The following is a 16617-nucleotide window of genomic DNA, read 5'->3' as shown; positions in this document are numbered from 1 at the left end:
AGCCTCAACGCCAAGTTCGTGCACCAGTGGCGGCGCTCGACCGGGCACGACGGCGAGCGTGCAGCTTGGAGATCAGCAACGACGTCGTGCCGCAGGTTGCGTGGACGACAGGGAAGGTCGGTTGGGCGGTTGGAGTCACTTCGCCATTCCCCAGGCTCCCATCGCGGCGTAGCGGGTACGGTTGACGATGGTGTCCGCAGCCATGGAGCGACGGGGAAAGCCGGTAGCCATAGATCGGACGTTCCTCTCCATACTAGGGGGTCTGAGAGGTTCATGAAGACGGCATTGATCGTCACGAATGCGAATCTATTCGCTCAATCGAACTGTCAGGGAGAGAAATTGTCTGCAGAAGCCGTAGATATCTGGGGACCCGACCCATTTCCGAATCTGCTCATCGAGCTCGGCCCGGACGGAGCCGGCGTCGGCGACTGGGTGCCGTCCGAGAAGCACCGCTATCTCTGTCGGTACTTGAACGCGACTCGCGAGGCGCAGAAGCGCTTCAAGCAGCGTGTGCTGATCGATCCCTTCTGCGGCCCGGGGCGCATCCAGGTGAAGGGAGAAACCATCACCCGCGACGGCGGATCGGTGATCGCCTACCGCCAGTCCGTCCTGTCGGGCGCGCCCTTCACGAAGGTCTTGGTCGGTGACATTGATCCGGACAAAGCGGCAGCCAACGAGCAGCGCCTGATCGCGCGGGGGGCGCAGGTGCAGACGTTCGCGGGTCCAGCCATAGAGACGGTGGACCAGATGGCGAAGGCCGTGCCGTTCGGCGCGCTCGCGCTGGCCTACATCGACCCATACAACCTCGAATATCTGTCGTTCTCCATTATCGAGCGGCTGGCTAGGCTGGAGCATGTCGACTTTGCCGTGCACTTCAGCCTGATGGATTTGACCCGCAACATTGACATGGAGCTGAATCCGGCGCGCGACCGCTTTGACCACGCGTTGCCAGGCTGGCGAGCCCGCGTGCCTCAGAAGATCTCCAAGAAGAACCTGTCGCTGTGGTTCTTCGACGAATGGTGCAACGCCGTGAAGGCGCTGGGCTTCACCGTCAGCTCGCAGATGCCGCGCATCACCGACGGTAAGGGGCGGGCGATCTACCGGTTGGTGTTCTTCTCGCGGCATCCGCTGCCGGACCGTATTTGGGGCGACATCGCCAGGAGCCAGAACCTCGAGCTCTTTTCATCGTGACGCTCGCCACGGGCGCCTACGTGTTGCCTTGCCCCAGGGTCATAAGGCTGTCCCGCGGCATAGGCGGTTGAAGCGATCCAGCTGGAGCCGGTTGAAGCTGGCGGTCACAATTCGGAAGACCACAGGGAGACCAAACGCCATCATGGGGAATCAGCTTCAGCACTATGTGCCCAGATTCCTGCTGCGCCAGTTCGGCAGCGGTAAGAAGGATCACGTGCGCGTCTACGACAAGCAGTCGGGCACGTCGTTCGCGTTCTCGGCCTCGAAGAAGTCCGCCATCGCCGTGGCCGCCGAGTACCACATGTACGACTTCGAATTTGCCGGTGAGCAGGTCACGATCGAGCCAAAGCTGGCCGACCTTGAGTCGAAGGCCGCCGAGTTCGTGGCGCGCCTAGTGCGCGAAGAGAGGTTCGACTTCGAGGAGCCCATGGAACGCGCCACCCTGGCGTCCTTTCTTGCGGTCCAGATGGTCAGGACCCGGGCTGTCATTGAGCGAAGCAACGACGTCATGACGCGGATGAAGGCCTGGCTTGAGGCGCAGGGTGGCGCGCCCGAAGGTTTCTTTGACCCTGATCCTCTGGTCGGAGATGGTGTCAATGCCGACAAGGCGATGCTGGCCCGGCTCATCACGCAGGCCATACCGCAATACGCGCCGACTTTGGTCGACAAGGACTGGGTGCTGCTCAAGACCGACCGGAAGCACCCGTTCCTCATGGGCGACCATCCCTTCGCGACGACCAACGAAAGGGACAGCGGCCTGCGCGGCAACCTCGGCATCGCGTGCGAGGGCATCCAGATCTACTTTCCGTTGTCGCCCACGCTGGCGCTCGGCCTGTGGTGCCCCACCTTGCAGGACGCATGCTGTGAGTTGGTCGAGAGGCTGCGCGCGAAAAGCCAAGTGTCGAATCTAGATGGCGGCGAACTGCACGATCTGGAAGTTGCAACGACCACGATCGACGCGATCGAGAACGGAACGCCATTGCGCCTGCAGCCCGTCAACGTCGTGCACTTCAACTCGCTGCAGGTGCGCAGCGCCGAGCGCTTCGTCTTTGGAGCGACCGACGATTTCTCCCTGGTCAAGGAGATGGTGGCCAGCGACGCATCGATGCAGCGAGGCCCACGGTACGTCGAGGCGACTGGAAAGTTCTAGATGCTCGGCAGGGCTCGCGGCCATCTTCCGTTCTGCAGAGTCCGGACCAGATCCCATGGCCGGAGATTGCGGCTCTTCGAATATTGATCCCGGCACGGCTTTCACGGACCTAACACCCATGGACAACACCGAAAGCTCACTGATTCCAACGGCCTATGACGGGCGCGAGCAGGCCCTGATCAAGCACAGACTGCTTGAGGACTACCTAGAGAAGCTGTTCCTGATCATCGGCATGGGCACCCGATCCGGGGGCAGCGCCGAGCTATGCTATGTGGACTGCTTTGCCGGTCCGTGGGGCGACTCTTCCGAGGACATGAAGAGCACGTCGATCGCGATCTCACTGAATACCCTGGATACCTGCCGTCAGAAGCTCGCCAGCCTGCGCCGCTTCGTCAAGATCAAGGCGCTGTACATCGAGAAGAATCCGGCGTCTTTCCAGCGGCTGAAAGGCTACCTGGCGGATCACACACCGCGCGGCATCCGCTCGGCCTGTTTTCCAGGCGACTTCGTCGCGCTGCGGCAAGAGATCCTCGACTGGGTGGGGCCGGATGCCTTTACCTTCTTTTTCATCGACCCGAAGGGATACACCCCGATTGCGGTGCCCGTCCTGGCGCCGCTGATTCGTAGGCCGCGATCCGAGTTCCTGATTAACCTGATGTACGACCATGCCAATCGCGCGATGTCGATGCAGGGCATGAAGTCCACGATGGCCAACGTGCTTGGCAAGGACTTGGATGTGACGGCCATGAACCCGCAGCAGCGGGAGCATGCCTTCGTCCACACCTATAGGGAGAGCCTCAAGCAGTGCGTGCCGGCGTCGAACTCTCGGCCCGCAAGGGCGGCACACGCGCGGATCATGAACCCGGAGCGGGACCGCGCGAAGTACCACCTGGTCTACCTGACCTCGCACCCTCTCGGCGTTGTGAAGTTCATGGAGATTTCCGAAGGCACCGACCGCGTGCAGTCCCAGGTCCGGGCGGAAAAGCGCGACAGGAAGAAGACGGCCGACACTGGCATGGACTCACTGTTCTCGGCCGAGGAGATGGCCGATCTTGACGTCACGCATGCCGCGGCCTCGGAGGTCGACGAGTTCTGGTGCCAGTACCTCGGCGACGGCGATCGGCTGATCGATACCGCAGCCTTCGCCGACATCCTGGAGAAGACGGACTGGTTCGAAGGTGACCTGCAAGCTTCGCTGGTGAGGTTGGTCAAGGCCGGAAAGGTTGTGAACCGTTCGGCCAATGCGGCTCGACGTCACAAGCGCCCACTGCATCATGAGCGCGCAGGGGAGACGCTGGGCTGGGTCGCCATCTAGGCATGGCCCCTGCATGCCGTCCCGGCGGCGTCTGCGAGGCCAGAACCGGGCAGGGTTCCGCGGGCCATCCCTCTCGGGACATCGACGCTGAGCTGGCTATTGGGGTGCAGCTGGCAGAAAACCGCCCAACGGCAGAAAGTGGTCCGATGTGCGACGGCATGCGGTCCACAGGAAGCCGTAGAACTTGTTGAGCTTTTGCCAGACCTCCATGTGGCTATTGCCATGTGCCCGGAACTTCACCATCACGTGCTGCCCGAGTCCCGGGTCGTATGGCCCCGCGGCAAGGCTCCCGTCGGCCGCAGGCTGCGCGAGGCAGCGATCCCTGTACAGCACGCTGCACAGGTTCAACCCTGCGCACACGTCGCGCAGGGGAGCAAGCGCGTCAACCCGGTGCAGTTGCTCGTACAGATGCTGGATGAAGACGGTGGGGGCACCTTCGATGCAATTCGCGCCCGGCTCACGATGCATCAGCATCACGCGTCCATGCAAGACCCACAGGAACCTGGATTCCTTGCGTGATTTCACCTTCTCCGGCCCTCGAAGGGCGCAGTCGCAGGTCTCAAGCACCGATTCGGGCCCGTTGATCCACCTCAGGAATTCGAAGAAGGTCTGCACGGCCGGCTGATCAGCATGTGGTCTATAGTCCTCGAGCACCTCCGGAATGCGCTCAGGCTGCGCCCGAAGATCCACGAACCCGGCTTCGCCCGGCCGGGCCGCCACGTAGGGGTGCATCCGGTGTCGGGTCCATCCAGCACTCGGCTCGGGAAACACATCCATCTGTTCTCTCCCTCAATGCGGCTGTAGCGGCGCGCTTGCGCGAATGATAGGCGGCTCCAACGAGCTTCGGCGCGGCCGAGGCCAGGGGAGGGCCTTGGCCTGTTGGCCGACCGCTCGACCAGACACAACACCGCGTCGCCACTCCCGAGCCCGCCGGGCCGCAGCTGAGCCTCGTCCACCAACCGTCTACTTGATTAGTGGACGAACGTACACTAAAGTGGCGACATGGCCAGACCCAACAACGACCAGAGGCACCTTCGCGTGCTGCGCGATCTCTATGCGCGGCTAGGGTGCCTTCCGTCCTATGCCGTGATCGCGAAGGCCTTGGGCTTCGAGGCCAAGAACGCCGCCTACAAGATGGCTCAGCGGCTCATTGACAGCGGGCATCTCAGCAAGTCGTCTGGCGGGCGGCTCGCACCAGGGGCAGAGTTCTTCACGTTGGAGATCAGCGAAGACGAGGTGCGCGCCGGCTTCGGCGCGGATCACAGCACCACCGGCCTGGTCCAGGCGCAGACGCTGGATCAGCTGCTCGTGGCCCACCCGTCGAAGACCGTGTTCGTCAAAGTCAGGGGTGAGTCGATGGCCGATGCCGGCATCCTGAGCGGCGACGTTGCGGTTGTTGAGACCGCCAGCCAGGCTGTACAGGGCGACATCGTCGTCGCCGAGATCGATGGGGACTACACCATCAAGGAACTGCAGTTTGACCGACACGGTGCACGTCTTGTGCCGCACCAGGCCGGCCTAAACCCCCGACGCCCAACGCGCACATTCAATGTCCTTGGCGTGGTGACGGGGATCATCAGGAATCTAGCGAATCCCTCATCGAGGGCTAAGCTTGCAACACAGGGAGCTGCACGATGACGACAACCAGCAAGATCGAATGGACGGAGCAGACGTGGAACCCGACCGTTGGGTGCACCAAGCTGTCTCCGGGATGCAAGAACTGCTATGCCGAAACCATGGCCAAGCGTCTCAAGGCGATGGGCACGCCCGGCTATGAGAACGGCTTTGCGCTGACGCTGTTGCCTGAGCGGTTGAACGACCCGCTCAAGCGCAAGAAGCCGACGGTGTACTTCGTCAACTCGATGTCGGACCTGTTCCACGACCGCGTGCCGGACACGTACATCGAGCAGGTTTTCGCCGTCATCGAGCAGACCCCTCATCACACCTACCAGATCCTCACCAAGCGTGCCGCGCGCATGGCGCGCTTCTTCCGGACGCGCACCGTGCCAGACAACGCCTGGCTGGGTGTCTCGGTAGAGGACAAGAAGTACGGCGTGCCGCGGATCGACCATCTGCGCACCGTGCCAGCTCGGATCCGGTTCCTTTCGGTGGAGCCCTTGCTGTCGGACGTCGGCGAGCTGAACCTCAAGGACATCCATTGGGTCATCGTCGGCGGCGAGTCCGGCCCGAAGGCCAGGCCCATGAAGATGGAATGGGTCGAGTCGGTGCGTGAGCAATGCCAGGAGCAGGAGGTTGCCTTCTTCTTCAAGCAATGGGGCGGTTGGGGTGCCGATGGCAAGCGTCGGGCGAAGGCTGCCAACGGCCGCGAGCTCAACGGCCGCACATGGGACGAGATGCCGGCCGCAGCGGTGCAGTTGGGCGCCTGACCTCCAGCACGCTGCTGTCGGCGGCGCGCCACATATACCTTGATACCCCGTTAGCGGGCGTGCACATTCGCGATCTGGGAGAACTAGAGCGCAGCAGCGCCACGCGATGCCACATTACGACTGGGTTTGGGGGAGTACGCCCCCGCTTCTGAAGCGCCATAGCGAAGTCAAGCATGCGCTGCTTCGCAACTATCTCATCAAGTACTTCCTGACCTTGTTCTCGCGCCTGCGGCGTGAACAGATCAGGATGACCGTCGTTGACGGCTTCTGCGGCGGCGGCCTCTACGTCAACGAGGACGGCCGGGAAGTGCCTGGATCGCCGCTGGTTATCCTTGAGGCCATCGAGGAGGCCAAGTACCTGGTCATGACGCGCCAGGACCGTCGCAAGCCCATCGACATCGACGTTGAGTTGATCTGCATCGACGATTGTCCATCGGCGCTGGAATTCCTGCGCAACCTGCTTATCCAACGCAACCATGGCCAAGCCTTGGCCTCCCAGCGGATCCGGCTGGTCCATGGCCAGTTCGCCGATCACAGCGATGCCGTCATCAAGCGTTGCGAGGCTCGCAGCATCAGATCAGGCCGGGCGCTCTTCGTTCTAGACCAGTACGGCTACTCGGCCGTGCCTATGCACTGCCTGAGCGACATCTTCAGCAGGCTGGCCAAGGCCGAGGTCATCCTGACGTTCTACGTAGATGCGCTGATCAAGTTCCTCGATCCGAAGAACCTGCGCCAGTTCACGGCCGCCACCGGCATTCGCAGCGGGATGACCGCGGCGGAGATCGACGAGCTCAAGAAGTCGCCGTGGTGGCGCGTGGCGTTGCAAGCCAACCTGTATGAGGACGTGACGCGGGCCTCGACGGCGAAGTTCCACACGCCGTTTTTCATTCGGCCCGAGCAGGGTTTCGGCGACTTCTGGCTGCTGCACCTGTCGCAGCACTGGAAAGCCCGGGACGTGATGGCGGCCACCCATTGGGAGCATCACAACCACTTCGCGCACTACGGTGGCGCCGGGTTCAACATGTTCAGCACCGGCTACATCGGCAAGCTGGACGACACCGGCAAGCTGCAGACCGGGTTCGATTTCTCCGACGTGGCCGCCACCGTCAGCCAAGACACCATGCTGGAGCAGATCCCCAGGCTCCTCAGCGAGGTTCCCGACGGCATCAGCTTCGAGCAGTTCTTCATGCGGCTGATCAATACCACGCCGGCGACGCGCGATATGGTCGAGACGGCGTTGCTCAAGTTGAGCGCGCATCAGCAGTTGCAAGTGCTGGGCGATGACGGGGTGCCGTCCAGTGCACGCGTGCATCTGAAGCCCGAGCATGTTCTGCGGCGGCCGTCCCAGGGGGCGTTCAGTTTCTCGTTCAAGGCGAACGGGTCATGAGTCAGCAGCCCTTCACCAGGCTTGTTGGGCCGATCGAACTGGTGACGGCAGGCATCTCATGCTGGAAGTGCGGCAGGCAGACGCCCGTTCATGCCCTCCAGGTCGCCGATCTCTAATAGTTTGAGCCTGACGAGGAGCCCGGCCGGCTGGATGCGGCCACATTTGTCGACCGGCATGCCTGCTTCGGCCAGCCTGAGGAAGCCAATGATTTGCTTCTCGGTGAATCTGCTCTTCTTCATGTCCGTCATTCTCCTGTTTGACGGACTTCACTACCTTTGCTTCGGTACGGCTGGGAGGGGGCAGGTCACTTTCGACGGTCGTCCCGGTGGTGAACGCGAAGTCGGCCTACCTGAATCGCCCCGGTGTCCTAGACACCCTTGAGTCGTTGGTGGGCGTCGGCATGGACAGTGCATGGCAGCGGCTTATGCCTCCAAGCAAATCTCTGAGAGCACCCGCCACGCCCACGACAGCTCCTTGTCCCTGAGCGCCCCTCTCAAATTGCTGTCGCATCGTCCGATTGCGCTGATCGCCCATATGGCGACCTGGCGCCCTGCTTCGGTAAGGCCATAGCCCACCAGGCGCTTGTCTGAAGCGTCCGGGAACTGCTCCACCAAACCGGCCTTGATCAGCGGTGCCAAGCACGCCTGTACGGTCGTGCGCAGCCCGCCACCGCCAAGCGGAAGGGCGAGCTCCGTGGCCCTCATGGGGTGGGGCTCCAGGCCTCCCCTGCTCCTTGAGTGCTCGAGCATTTGCGCGAGCGTCAGAGCTTGAATCGGCGTGAGTGCCTTCCGCTTCACCTCGGACCCATCTCTGAACGAGTACCGCACGTGCGCGAGCCCTGCGCTGAGTTCGCGCTCGATGAGGTTCGCCAGCCGCAAGTGCGCGAGGAGCAGGTTCATGGTGACGTGTTTCGACCAGTGCCGATGTGTGGCCCCGCAGCAACGCGATGGGAGGGACCTTTCAGTTCGCCGGAAAGAGGCCTGAGAGGCAATATTTGACGTTTAGTTTCTGCCATTTTTGGCAGACCGGAAGCTCAGCTTAACCGACAGAAGAGGTTTAGTTTCGTACGTTGATACTGCACGCAATGAAACTCTGCACCGTGCAACTACGGGGTGCGCATTGCCTCAGTTAGCTTGCGCTGCCGAATTCTTCTTGCTCGTCTGCGCGCCGGTCAGCAGACTGCTGGAATGGACGAAAAGACGCAGCCAGAAGCGAGCCCAGCAGTGGCGGAAATTGAATCCGCCCGCGACGTGGTGTGCCGTCAGCTCGTCAAGATCTACGGCCCGCTGTTGAACCGCGACCAGCTCGTGCAGTTCCTCGGCTTCCGCACGGCGGAGGCGCTCGAACGCAGCGTTGAGCGTGGCCAGTTGGGCTTGAAGGTCATCCGCCTGCCGCATCGGCAGGGTCTCTTCGCTCGCACCAGTGACTTGGTCGACTACCTGGATTCCCTGGATCAGCACGTGATCCAGAGAAAGGAGCGCAAGGTGTAAGAGCAGCCCCGCTGACAGACCCCAGAAAGGCAGAGGGCCCAAACACGATTCCCGTCGTGTCTGAGCCCTTGAGTCCGCCGCCGATTGCGATACCGGTTGCCTAGACTCTAGCCCCCCACCTCGCTTCACGCAAGCGGGGCCCGTCCCCATGGGCTCCGCAGGGGCTGCCTTTCCTTCCGCTGTCCTTTCCAGTTGCCATCAGTTGGTCTTCGTCGTTGCCCTTGGGCAACGCACGGCGGCCAGGCTGAGGGTGCGGTGCTGCCGCTCGCTTTGCGCAATCACGCCCGGCAACGGGCATTTGCAATGTGGAAAGGCAATCATGAATATCGTTCACTCCAATGCCGAGGGCAGCGACGGTCGGAGCTTTAGGCCAGGCCTGCTGGCGGAGATCTGGGCTCACCTGGTGGACCAGCTCAACATCTCGCCCGAGTGCCGGGCCTACATCAAGGCGGCCATCGAGGCTCCATCACGGCTGGTACGAAGCACGCCGCGCAGCATGTGCGGCCGGTACCCAAGCAAAAAGGTTGGGGTCACCATCGGCTTCGAAAGCGCCACGCTCGAGTTGCCCATCATCCTCGGGCTTGAGCTAGACCCTGATGTTTTTCTGTATGTCGACCAGCCCCCGCCGATCAAACTGACTTACCGCATCGGCGGTCGGATGCGGAGCTATCTGCAAACTCCGGACTTCCTCGTAATCATGAAGAGCGGGATCTGGCTACTAGAAGGGAAGCGACTCGCGGCCGTCGAGAAGCGGGCGATTGATGACCCCGAGCTGTTCGTGCTCCAGGACGGGCGCTGGATCTGCCCGCCAGCGGAGCGGGCGGCTCAAGAGTTGGGCATGTCACATGTGGTTCGGACGGAGGCCAACTTTGACGCCCTCGTGCTGAGCAATCAACTGTTCCTGGGCGAGTACCTGCGCGCAGATCTGGACCTGCCTGGGTACGACGACGCATTGGCGGCGATCACCAGCATTCTCGGCTGCTTGGCGCGCGCCACCATCCGATCAGTCCTCGACAAATGCGGAGCGACGGTCACCTTGGACCACATCTACCGTGCCATCGGCTGCGGCGACGTGGCGATCGACTGGCAGGCGTGTCGAATTATTGACACCGAAGGTTGCTGGCTCTACAGGGACACGGCAACGCTGCACGCCTACCTGGCTTGTGCGCTGTCGAAGGACCGGCGGCAAGGGCCGCCGGTGAACCTGGTCCGACTCGCCGCGCAAGAGCAGCTGCGGTGGGACGGTCAAACGTGGAAGATCCTTTCCGTCGGCGCAAGCCGGGCGGTGATCGAATGCGAAGGGCGTACCCAGACGATGCCGTTGGCCACGCTGCGGGACCTGGCCCACGGCGGGCAGCTCGAGGCTCTCGATACGGCAGAGGCGGACACAGGTGTCGAGAGCCCTGTCGACGCCATCCTGCGCAGAGCAAGCCGAACGGACCTGGAAACGGCTAACCGCCGTATGGAGCAGATTCGGCCTTACCTGCAAGCCTGTCGGGCCAATCCAAAACACCGCACCCTGCGACGGTACGTGTCGGACTACAAGGCCGCACAGCGGAAGCATGGGAACGGCTTCATCGGCCTGCTGCCGAGGACTGCGCAAGCGGGAAATCGAAAAGCACGCTTGGTGAAGTCAGTGGTCCAGTTGGCCCTCGACGTCGCGAACGAACACTTGCTGAACCCGGACAACGTCCGGTTGAAGATCGGCTGGGGCTTCCTGGCCGACCGGTGTAAAGAGCTTGGCCTGCCGACGCCGAGCTATCCTTGGTTCACCAAGTTTGTGAACAGGATGCCGGCCTACCAGGTCGCCCGGGCGCGCGGCGGTGACAAGCTCGCCTACGCCCTTGAGCCGCGCGTTGAGTCGACTGAGCTGGCCCTGGCAATGGCGCCAGACCGGGCATGGCAGCGCGTGCACATAGACCACACGCTCATCGATCTGGAGACCATCTTCTCCAACAGCCCCGAAAAGGCAGGTCGCATCTGGGCGACGCTGGCGATCGACCACTTCAGCCGGCGTGCGGTTGCACTTTCCCTAAGCTATGAGGCGCCGAGCTATCGCTCTGTTATGGCGGTGATTCGGGACTGTGTGCGACGGTGGGGGCGCCTGCCTGAGAGCCTGGTGCTCGATGGCGGCAAGGAATTCCAGTGTGTTTGGACACAGACCCTGTGTGCCCGCTACCACGTCACCATCATCTACAGGCCAGCTGCCAAGCCCCGCTATGGGTCACAGATGGAGCGTCCCTTCGGCACGTTGAACACGAACCTTATTCATGTTCTGAAGGGCAACACGCAGCTGCGCAAGAACGTGCGCCAGATGACCAATGCAGTCGATCCCGACAATTTCGCAGTCTGGACGTTCCCCGAGTTGTGCGACTTGCTTGAAAGGTACTTCTTTCAGATCTACGACAACCTGGAGCATCGGGAACTGTTGATGAGCCCGCGTGCGTGCTTCGAGACATCCGTAGCCCAGTCTGGTCACCGCCCGATGCACGTCATTCCCTACGACCGGAACTTCATCCTCGCCACCTGCCCCTCTCCGAGGAAGGGCACGGCTCGGGTGCAGGCAGACGGCGTCAAGGTGAACTACCTGTACTACAACGCGGCGCGGTTACAGGCTCACTTTGGCAAGGATGTCGAGGTCCGCTATGACCCCGGCAATATGGGTGTGGCCTTCGCCTACATCGACCGTGAATGGGTTCGACTGACCTGTACTCGTCATGCCAAAACGGTCTGGGGCCTGACCGAAAAGGAGCTGTTGGAGGCGAGCACGGAGTGGCGCCGCCGCCGCTCTGCGGTCGAGAAGACGCGCCTGACCGATGCTGCGCTCATCAAGTTCCTCAAGGAGGTCAACGCAGATCAACTCATGCTGCTTCGGCGCCGGCAGGCCGCAGAGGAGCGCAAGCGTTTGATGGAGGCCAATGTCTACCCTGCCGATTGGGAGGACTGGGACGAACCTGCAGGCACGACGCGTCTGGGCAGTTCCGAAGTGCCTGCCGCTGACATCTGTGAGCCCAGCGTCGAGGCCGCCAAGCCGTCCATGAAGATTGAAACGCTGGAGGCCTACTGATGAGCCACCGCCTCAACTTGAATGGGGCGGCTACGGCCGCCGATCCCGCAGCCAGCTTCGCCTCGCTCGTGGTCAAGCATGACCAGCAGCACGAAGCCCTGGAGCGCCTGAAGTTTCTGCTCAACCATGGTGTGGGCTATGAGCTCATCTGCCTGGTCGGACCGACCGGTGTGGGCAAGTCGACACTGGCTGCTCGCCTGATGAAGGACCTGCTGGCGGCTGAACAGTCGCAGATGATGTGCGACCGCGAGTTCGTACCTTTCATTTCGACGACGGCCGTCGCCAGCGGCTTCCGTGCATTCGACTGGAAGGTGCTCTACCACGACGCCCTGCTCGCGCTCGGCGATCCGTTCGTGGACGACCGACGGCCCACGCCCGAGGCGCGGGAGCAGCAGCACAAGCGTGTCGGCGAGTCGCTCACGGCGGCAACGCTGCGCCTGCGACTGGGCCGGGAAATGCAGCGACGTCGGTTGAAGTACTGGTTCATCGATGAAGCGCAGCACATCCTCATGGGCGCGCGCGCTGGCGGCATTGGGGACCAGTACGACGTGCTCAAGTCCGTGGCGCAGAGTTGTGGGGTCAAGCTCGTGCTGGTTGGCACCTACCAGCTGCTCGTGCACCTGCAGGTCTCTGCTCAATTGGCACGTCGAACCGAAGTGGTTCACTTCGGGCGCTACCGCCACGGTGATGCTGAAGACAGAAACGCGTTTGCCAGCTGTGTGCAGACCTTTCTCTCGCGGATCGGTGCCGAGGTCTTTCCGAATGTCGAGGCCGAGTTCGACTTCTTCTATGCCGGCTCGGTGGGATGCGTCGGCATCTTGAAGGACTGGTGCGCACGAGCCATGTCGCGTGCACGCATGGAGGCACGGTCTCGCCTGACGATCGAGGACTTCCGGCGAACGCGCCTGGCAGGCCTGGCTATCCAGCGCATCGTCAAGGACATCCATGATGGCGAAGATCTCGCTTCACCCGACACGGATCGCCGCATCGAAGCCATGGTCCTGGGGTCTCCGGCTCCTGTTGGCCCGCTCCGCCGCATCGCGAGCATGGTGCTGGGCACCCCAGCCTCTGGTAGCTCGTCGAAGACTTCGAAGGAAGGATCCGGCAAGGGAGGGAGGCCTGGCAAGGTTGGCGTTCGAAGCCCTACGCGGGATGCCGTTCCTCCCGTGGCTGGTGGCCTGAGCGGAGGTGACCATGCGTGAGCTGCGCCCTACTCCCATCCCTTCGCGAGTCATCCTGTCCAGCCTCGAGCCGATAGGCGTGGGCACATCCGACTGCGAGTCGCTCAGTGGCTATTTCAACCGATTGGCCGCCGTCCACGGGGTCACCGCGCGCGAGCTGGCGGACTACGTACGATCGCTGCCCCGCATGGAAGGGGAACGCTATAGCAGTGATGGCAGCCTGCAGCCGTACTGGGGCACAGCTCCAGGATTGGCTGGCATGCGCCTGGCCCGGCTGACAGGGGTTCCTTCGGTTGCGGTGCTGGCGATGCCCTGGGCAGACCACACGATTGCCCTTCGGCGGTACGTCAGGAAGTCTCCTGTCTGGTGCTCGGCGTGTTGGCATGAAGACATTCAGGCTGGACGTCCGACCTATCACCGATTGGTCTGGAGCTTCTGCTTTCACGAGCGGTGCCATAGGCATGACACCTTGCTCGAAGGCGCGTGCCCACGATGCGCCAGTACAGAGCAGCGTGGACCCGACGGGTGGGCACCCCCGGTGGGTTGCCGGCAATGCGGGGCCCCTCTCATGCTCGCAACGAATGCCGCGGCCGCGTGCCAGGACGGGCAGGCCAGTTCGGCTGCTGGAGATGCCCATCTAGCTCAGCTACTTGCCGACCTGGTGCGCGACATGCCGGCACTGGGCAATGAGCCGCGTTGGCCGGATCTCGAGTGGGCGTATGAGCTGGCCAAGGTGCGGACGGGCCTTGAGTTCCAGATGGATGTGGTCCGCCAACTGCGGACCAGCTCCGTCCATCTCAGTCAATGTAGGCGTCCAGAGCGGACGCGCCAAGCCATCAGTCTTGGAGCAGTGATCAAGTTCGCAGCGGCGGCGGGGGTGCCGATCCTGGACGTGCTGAAGGCTGGGAAATGTCGGAGCCGGTTTACGGGTGAGCCTGAGCTGTACTAGCCCCCGGAGCATGCCGTGCGTCGCGCGGCATGGTGGCAAACCCAGCCGAGACCTGAGAGGCGGCTGGGTTTGCGCTTGCTGGCGTTGCTCTGCGTGTCCGGGGGCTCGGCTTATGGGGCCGGGCGGGAGCGTTCCATTCCTTTTCCCGAGCACCTCGACGGAAGCGGCAGTTCCCTTGGAAGGGCTGTCGGATCGACGTTGAGAGCAGAGCCAAAGACCGAGGTGCAGAGGCTGTCATCGTTCTCGGTCCGGAGCCAGGTTCACAGTACGTGACATGAGGCAATCGCCGGCACACCCAGAAGTGTGCGGGCTTTCACGATTGGCGTCGGAGGTGCTCCGGTTGTTCAGGTTGGCAGGACGCGACGGTCTTCATAGACTCGCGTCGGAATGTCTGCTGCACGAAGCGTCCTGCTGGCAGTATCAACCCATAGGAGAGCCATCGAACTTAAGAGAGTTGAGGCACTGGCAAACTACGCTTCTCTTGGCCGTCAGCTGTCACCTGACTTGATCAAATGGGCCTCCGCGATCGCCGAAGTCAGCGGACACACTGACACAGGCGCCATAGGCCTCATCTATCTCGCGGCACTCGCCCAAATGGGTGGGGCGTGTTGCCGGCTGCACAGCCTGCAAGGTCTTTCCTTGTTCCAGCGTTAGCCGCGTGTGCTATGGTGCCGTTAACGGCAGTGGGTACCGGGCGCCAAGGCAAAGCAGCTGCGATTGTCAGGTCGTGTACCTGCAGCGTTTCGTTGAATTACGGGGAGTTGTCGCTTTGCGGTCAATGCGGCAACAGAAGTTCATTTAGTTCTGTTATCAACTGATGGCATCAGCAGCAAATGCCACCGTCTATCTGAATGGAACGCACGGCACGTCAAGAACACGTGCAAGCGCAATCCTAGAGTCCAATCAGTTCAAGGCCAGTGATGACGGCAGGGCAGGGGCAGGCGTATATTTTTGGTCCTTCCAAGACGACGTTTTTTTTGCTCAACGACTGGCGGAAAATTGGTGGCGCCTTGCGGCCACGCCAAAATTCAATTCATACAAAGGTGATGCCGACAAGTCTTTGGCGGTTCTGAAAGCAAAAATAGAGGCGCCGACCGATGAATATTTTGATGCAAATTCAGAGGGTTTTTTAAACCTGCTAATTAAGACCGCAGAAAAAAGGCAAATCGAGAGCAGCAAAGATGAAATCGAATTGCTCCGCCTGTACTTGATTAAAGAAATTGAAAATGAACGAGCAGCGCAGTACGGTGTAATTAAGCTGGATGTGGATGTTCCTGGCTTGACAAAGGGAGAGAAAACTCCGGCGCCGTATGTGTCTTGGCTTAAACGAGCACCATGCATTGTCGTGAGAAAACATGCTATGGGGCTGATCAAGGATATAGAGTTAGTTGGAGAATAGAAATGGAAGAGATTTTCAGAAAGGTTTTCGAAAAAGTCTCCAAGTTAAGCGATGCTGAGTTCCATGCAAAGCTTGCGGAGGTCTCGGATCACCCTCTGGTGACGGTGTTTGCAGCTATTCGGGCGGCCTGCAGTCTTACCGTCGTTTGGAATTCCCATGACCAATTCGGATTTGCACAGTCTCTCATTGGCCAACAACTTCGCCTTCGCTTTGACGAGTTGCAGCTTGATGACTTGACTGCAGCGAATGACGAACAGTTCTACCTTGCAGCGTGACTCAAAAATTAAGCGACTTGCATCCGATTCAGCTTCGTGACGTTATCGTTCACCGGCTGAATTTGGTGGTGAACGACGCCCAAGCGGCGCGGGACTATGAAGGTGAGCTGGGCTTAAAGATTGAGCTCGGCCGGTCAGAATTCGATAGGAACGATCCGAACATTTCAATCGGCCTGCGAATTGAAACTAAGCCTGAGACTGCAGACCCCGCAACCGAGCCTGCGGAAGAGAGCGGGACTGCCGTCCCAGCATTCGTTGTTGAGGTGGAACTGCAGGGGAACTTTGTCGTTGACTATGCCAAGTTCTCATTTGAGAATTTGGCGCGGTGGGCTGAAGTCAATGCCCCGTTTATATTGCTGCCTTACGCACGCGAGCAGGTGTACGGGCTAGCATTACGTGCTGGAATTCGAGGGTTGACGTTCCCGCTTTTCATTCAGCCAGGAACGGGTCCTCGGCCGGGGCAAAATGAAAGCTCGCAAAAGTAGATCGCTGCGCAGGAGCTAGCTCATAAGCTCCCCCGACAAGTAGACAGTCCAGAAGCATAGACTTCCTAGTTGAACACTCTGGGCTTGAAGACAACCGCTGGGGCGCTGCCCAAGGAATCGTGCGGCCGGTATTCGTCGTAGTCGATGAGCCAATCGTCAGCGGCGGTCTGGATCTCGCTCACAGCACTGAACAGCCGGTGTTGCGCACTTCCTAGCGAAAGCTGCGGTTGAAGCGTTCTATGAACGCGTTCTGGTTGGGCTTGCCGTTGGATGAACAGCAGCGTCCCACCGTGCCGCTCAGCCCATTCGTCGAATGGCTTCAGCTGTCAACTCCGGCCTGT

17 protein-coding genes are annotated in these 16617 nt (G+C 61.2%); 13 read left to right on the top strand and 4 right to left on the bottom strand.

Annotation, left to right across the window (positions count from 1 at the left end):
* Positions 1-273 precede the first annotated feature (273 nt).
* From tcmP (ABDJ40_RS06395) to tcmP (ABDJ40_RS06385), 3 genes are all read left to right on the top strand, one after another.
* Positions 274-1191 carry a three-Cys-motif partner protein TcmP gene (tcmP, locus tag ABDJ40_RS06395; RefSeq protein WP_347607695.1) on the top strand — a complete coding sequence of 306 codons (918 nt, stop codon included), beginning with the start codon at positions 274-276 and terminating at the stop codon, positions 1189-1191.
* A 142-nt stretch (positions 1192-1333) separates the two neighbouring features.
* Positions 1334-2341, top strand: a complete 1008-nt coding sequence (locus ABDJ40_RS06390) for a DUF4238 domain-containing protein (RefSeq protein ID WP_347607692.1) — start codon at positions 1334-1336, stop codon at positions 2339-2341.
* A gap of 118 nt (positions 2342-2459) precedes the next feature.
* Positions 2460-3656: a three-Cys-motif partner protein TcmP gene (gene tcmP / locus ABDJ40_RS06385; protein ID WP_347607689.1), complete on the top strand. Its 1197-nt coding sequence runs from the start codon at positions 2460-2462 to the stop codon at positions 3654-3656.
* A gap of 96 nt (positions 3657-3752) precedes the next feature.
* Here tcmP (ABDJ40_RS06385) and ABDJ40_RS06380 read toward each other — a convergent pair whose 3' ends face one another.
* On the bottom strand, positions 3753-4433 hold the full coding sequence (locus ABDJ40_RS06380; protein ID WP_347607686.1) for a hypothetical protein: 681 nt from the start codon (positions 4431-4433) through the stop codon (positions 3753-3755).
* Positions 4434-4658: 225 nt separating this feature from the next.
* Here ABDJ40_RS06380 and ABDJ40_RS06375 point away from each other — a divergent pair, with 225 nt between their 5' ends.
* From ABDJ40_RS06375 to ABDJ40_RS06365, 3 genes are all read left to right on the top strand, one after another.
* Positions 4659-5294 carry a LexA family protein gene (locus ABDJ40_RS06375; RefSeq protein WP_347607683.1) on the top strand — a complete coding sequence of 212 codons (636 nt, stop codon included), beginning with the start codon at positions 4659-4661 and terminating at the stop codon, positions 5292-5294.
* Positions 5291-6043: a DUF5131 family protein gene (locus tag ABDJ40_RS06370; protein ID WP_347607680.1), complete on the top strand. Its 753-nt coding sequence runs from the start codon at positions 5291-5293 to the stop codon at positions 6041-6043. The genes ABDJ40_RS06375 and ABDJ40_RS06370 overlap by 4 nt, the downstream gene beginning before the upstream one ends.
* Positions 6044-6149: 106 nt before the next feature.
* Positions 6150-7430 (top strand): three-Cys-motif partner protein TcmP, encoded by a 1281-nt coding sequence (locus ABDJ40_RS06365; RefSeq protein ID WP_347607677.1) that lies wholly within the window; start codon positions 6150-6152, stop codon positions 7428-7430.
* 56 nt (positions 7431-7486) lie between these two features.
* On the opposite strand, the gene ABDJ40_RS06360 is transcribed toward ABDJ40_RS06365, so the two are convergent.
* Positions 7487-7669, bottom strand: coding sequence for a hypothetical protein (locus tag ABDJ40_RS06360; protein ID WP_347608493.1), 183 nt, complete (start codon positions 7667-7669; stop codon positions 7487-7489).
* A gap of 183 nt (positions 7670-7852) precedes the next feature.
* Positions 7853-8329, bottom strand: coding sequence for a hypothetical protein (locus tag ABDJ40_RS06355; RefSeq protein ID WP_347607674.1), 477 nt, complete (start codon positions 8327-8329; stop codon positions 7853-7855).
* Positions 8330-8617: 288 nt separating this feature from the next.
* On the opposite strand from ABDJ40_RS06355, the gene ABDJ40_RS06350 reads away from it, so the two are divergent.
* The 7 genes from ABDJ40_RS06350 to ABDJ40_RS06325 all read left to right on the top strand — a co-directional run bounded on the left by ABDJ40_RS06350 (position 8618) and on the right by ABDJ40_RS06325 (position 16276).
* Entirely contained in the window at positions 8618-8920 is a 303-nt protein-coding gene (locus tag ABDJ40_RS06350) for a hypothetical protein (protein ID WP_347607671.1), read from the top strand.
* A 319-nt stretch (positions 8921-9239) separates the two neighbouring features.
* A complete protein-coding gene (locus ABDJ40_RS06345) occupies positions 9240-11987 on the top strand; it encodes a Mu transposase C-terminal domain-containing protein (RefSeq protein WP_347607668.1) in 2748 nt (915 codons plus the stop codon).
* Positions 11987-13189 carry an AAA family ATPase gene (locus ABDJ40_RS06340; RefSeq protein WP_347607665.1) on the top strand — a complete coding sequence of 401 codons (1203 nt, stop codon included), beginning with the start codon at positions 11987-11989 and terminating at the stop codon, positions 13187-13189. Before ABDJ40_RS06345 ends, ABDJ40_RS06340 begins: the two co-directional genes overlap by 1 nt.
* Positions 13182-14117, top strand: a complete 936-nt coding sequence (locus tag ABDJ40_RS24740; protein WP_430765604.1) for a TniQ family protein — start codon at positions 13182-13184, stop codon at positions 14115-14117. The genes ABDJ40_RS06340 and ABDJ40_RS24740 overlap by 8 nt, the downstream gene beginning before the upstream one ends.
* Positions 14118-14934: 817 nt before the next feature.
* On the top strand, positions 14935-15516 hold the full coding sequence (locus ABDJ40_RS06335; protein WP_347607662.1) for a hypothetical protein: 582 nt from the start codon (positions 14935-14937) through the stop codon (positions 15514-15516).
* 2 nt (positions 15517-15518) lie between these two features.
* Positions 15519-15791, top strand: a complete 273-nt coding sequence (locus ABDJ40_RS06330; RefSeq protein WP_347607659.1) for a hypothetical protein — start codon at positions 15519-15521, stop codon at positions 15789-15791.
* A 68-nt stretch (positions 15792-15859) separates the two neighbouring features.
* Complete coding sequence (locus ABDJ40_RS06325; protein WP_347607656.1) at positions 15860-16276, top strand: hypothetical protein; 417 nt, start codon at positions 15860-15862, stop codon at positions 16274-16276.
* Between the two features lie 65 nt (positions 16277-16341).
* Here the strand turns inward: ABDJ40_RS06325 and ABDJ40_RS24735 are convergent, their stop codons facing one another.
* Positions 16342-16548, bottom strand: coding sequence for an integrase core domain-containing protein (locus ABDJ40_RS24735; protein WP_430765610.1), 207 nt, complete (start codon positions 16546-16548; stop codon positions 16342-16344).
* Between the last annotated feature and the right edge of the window lie 69 nt (positions 16549-16617).

The sequence above is a fragment of the Roseateles flavus genome (assembly GCF_039872765.1).
Taxonomy (GTDB): domain Bacteria; phylum Pseudomonadota; class Gammaproteobacteria; order Burkholderiales; family Burkholderiaceae_C; genus Roseateles_B; species Roseateles_B flavus.
The sequence above is the reverse complement of the archived record's forward strand: the minus strand, read 5'-3'. Positions and strand labels throughout refer to the sequence as shown.

Excerpts from the sequence above, each read along its gene's own strand:
- ABDJ40_RS06330 (WP_347607659.1), top strand. The coding sequence starts at position 15,519 with ATGGAAGAGATTTTCAGAAAGGTTTTCGAAAAAGTCTCCAAGTTAAGC.
- ABDJ40_RS06360 (WP_347608493.1), bottom strand. The coding sequence starts at position 7,669 with ATGAAGAAGAGCAGATTCACCGAGAAGCAAATCATTGGCTTCCTCAGG.
- ABDJ40_RS06390 (WP_347607692.1), top strand. The coding sequence starts at position 1,334 with ATGGGGAATCAGCTTCAGCACTATGTGCCCAGATTCCTGCTGCGCCAG.
- tcmP (WP_347607695.1), top strand. The coding sequence starts at position 274 with ATGAAGACGGCATTGATCGTCACGAATGCGAATCTATTCGCTCAATCG.
- tcmP (WP_347607689.1), top strand. The coding sequence starts at position 2,460 with ATGGACAACACCGAAAGCTCACTGATTCCAACGGCCTATGACGGGCGC.
- ABDJ40_RS06335 (WP_347607662.1), top strand. The coding sequence starts at position 14,935 with ATGGCATCAGCAGCAAATGCCACCGTCTATCTGAATGGAACGCACGGC.
- ABDJ40_RS06345 (WP_347607668.1), top strand. The coding sequence starts at position 9,240 with ATGAATATCGTTCACTCCAATGCCGAGGGCAGCGACGGTCGGAGCTTT.
- ABDJ40_RS06355 (WP_347607674.1), bottom strand. The coding sequence starts at position 8,329 with ATGAACCTGCTCCTCGCGCACTTGCGGCTGGCGAACCTCATCGAGCGC.
- ABDJ40_RS06370 (WP_347607680.1), top strand. The coding sequence starts at position 5,291 with ATGACGACAACCAGCAAGATCGAATGGACGGAGCAGACGTGGAACCCG.
- ABDJ40_RS06340 (WP_347607665.1), top strand. The coding sequence starts at position 11,987 with ATGAGCCACCGCCTCAACTTGAATGGGGCGGCTACGGCCGCCGATCCC.
- ABDJ40_RS06380 (WP_347607686.1), bottom strand. The coding sequence starts at position 4,433 with ATGGATGTGTTTCCCGAGCCGAGTGCTGGATGGACCCGACACCGGATG.
- ABDJ40_RS24740 (WP_430765604.1), top strand. The coding sequence starts at position 13,182 with ATGCGTGAGCTGCGCCCTACTCCCATCCCTTCGCGAGTCATCCTGTCC.
- ABDJ40_RS06350 (WP_347607671.1), top strand. The coding sequence starts at position 8,618 with ATGGACGAAAAGACGCAGCCAGAAGCGAGCCCAGCAGTGGCGGAAATT.
- ABDJ40_RS06375 (WP_347607683.1), top strand. The coding sequence starts at position 4,659 with ATGGCCAGACCCAACAACGACCAGAGGCACCTTCGCGTGCTGCGCGAT.
- ABDJ40_RS06365 (WP_347607677.1), top strand. The coding sequence starts at position 6,150 with ATGCCACATTACGACTGGGTTTGGGGGAGTACGCCCCCGCTTCTGAAG.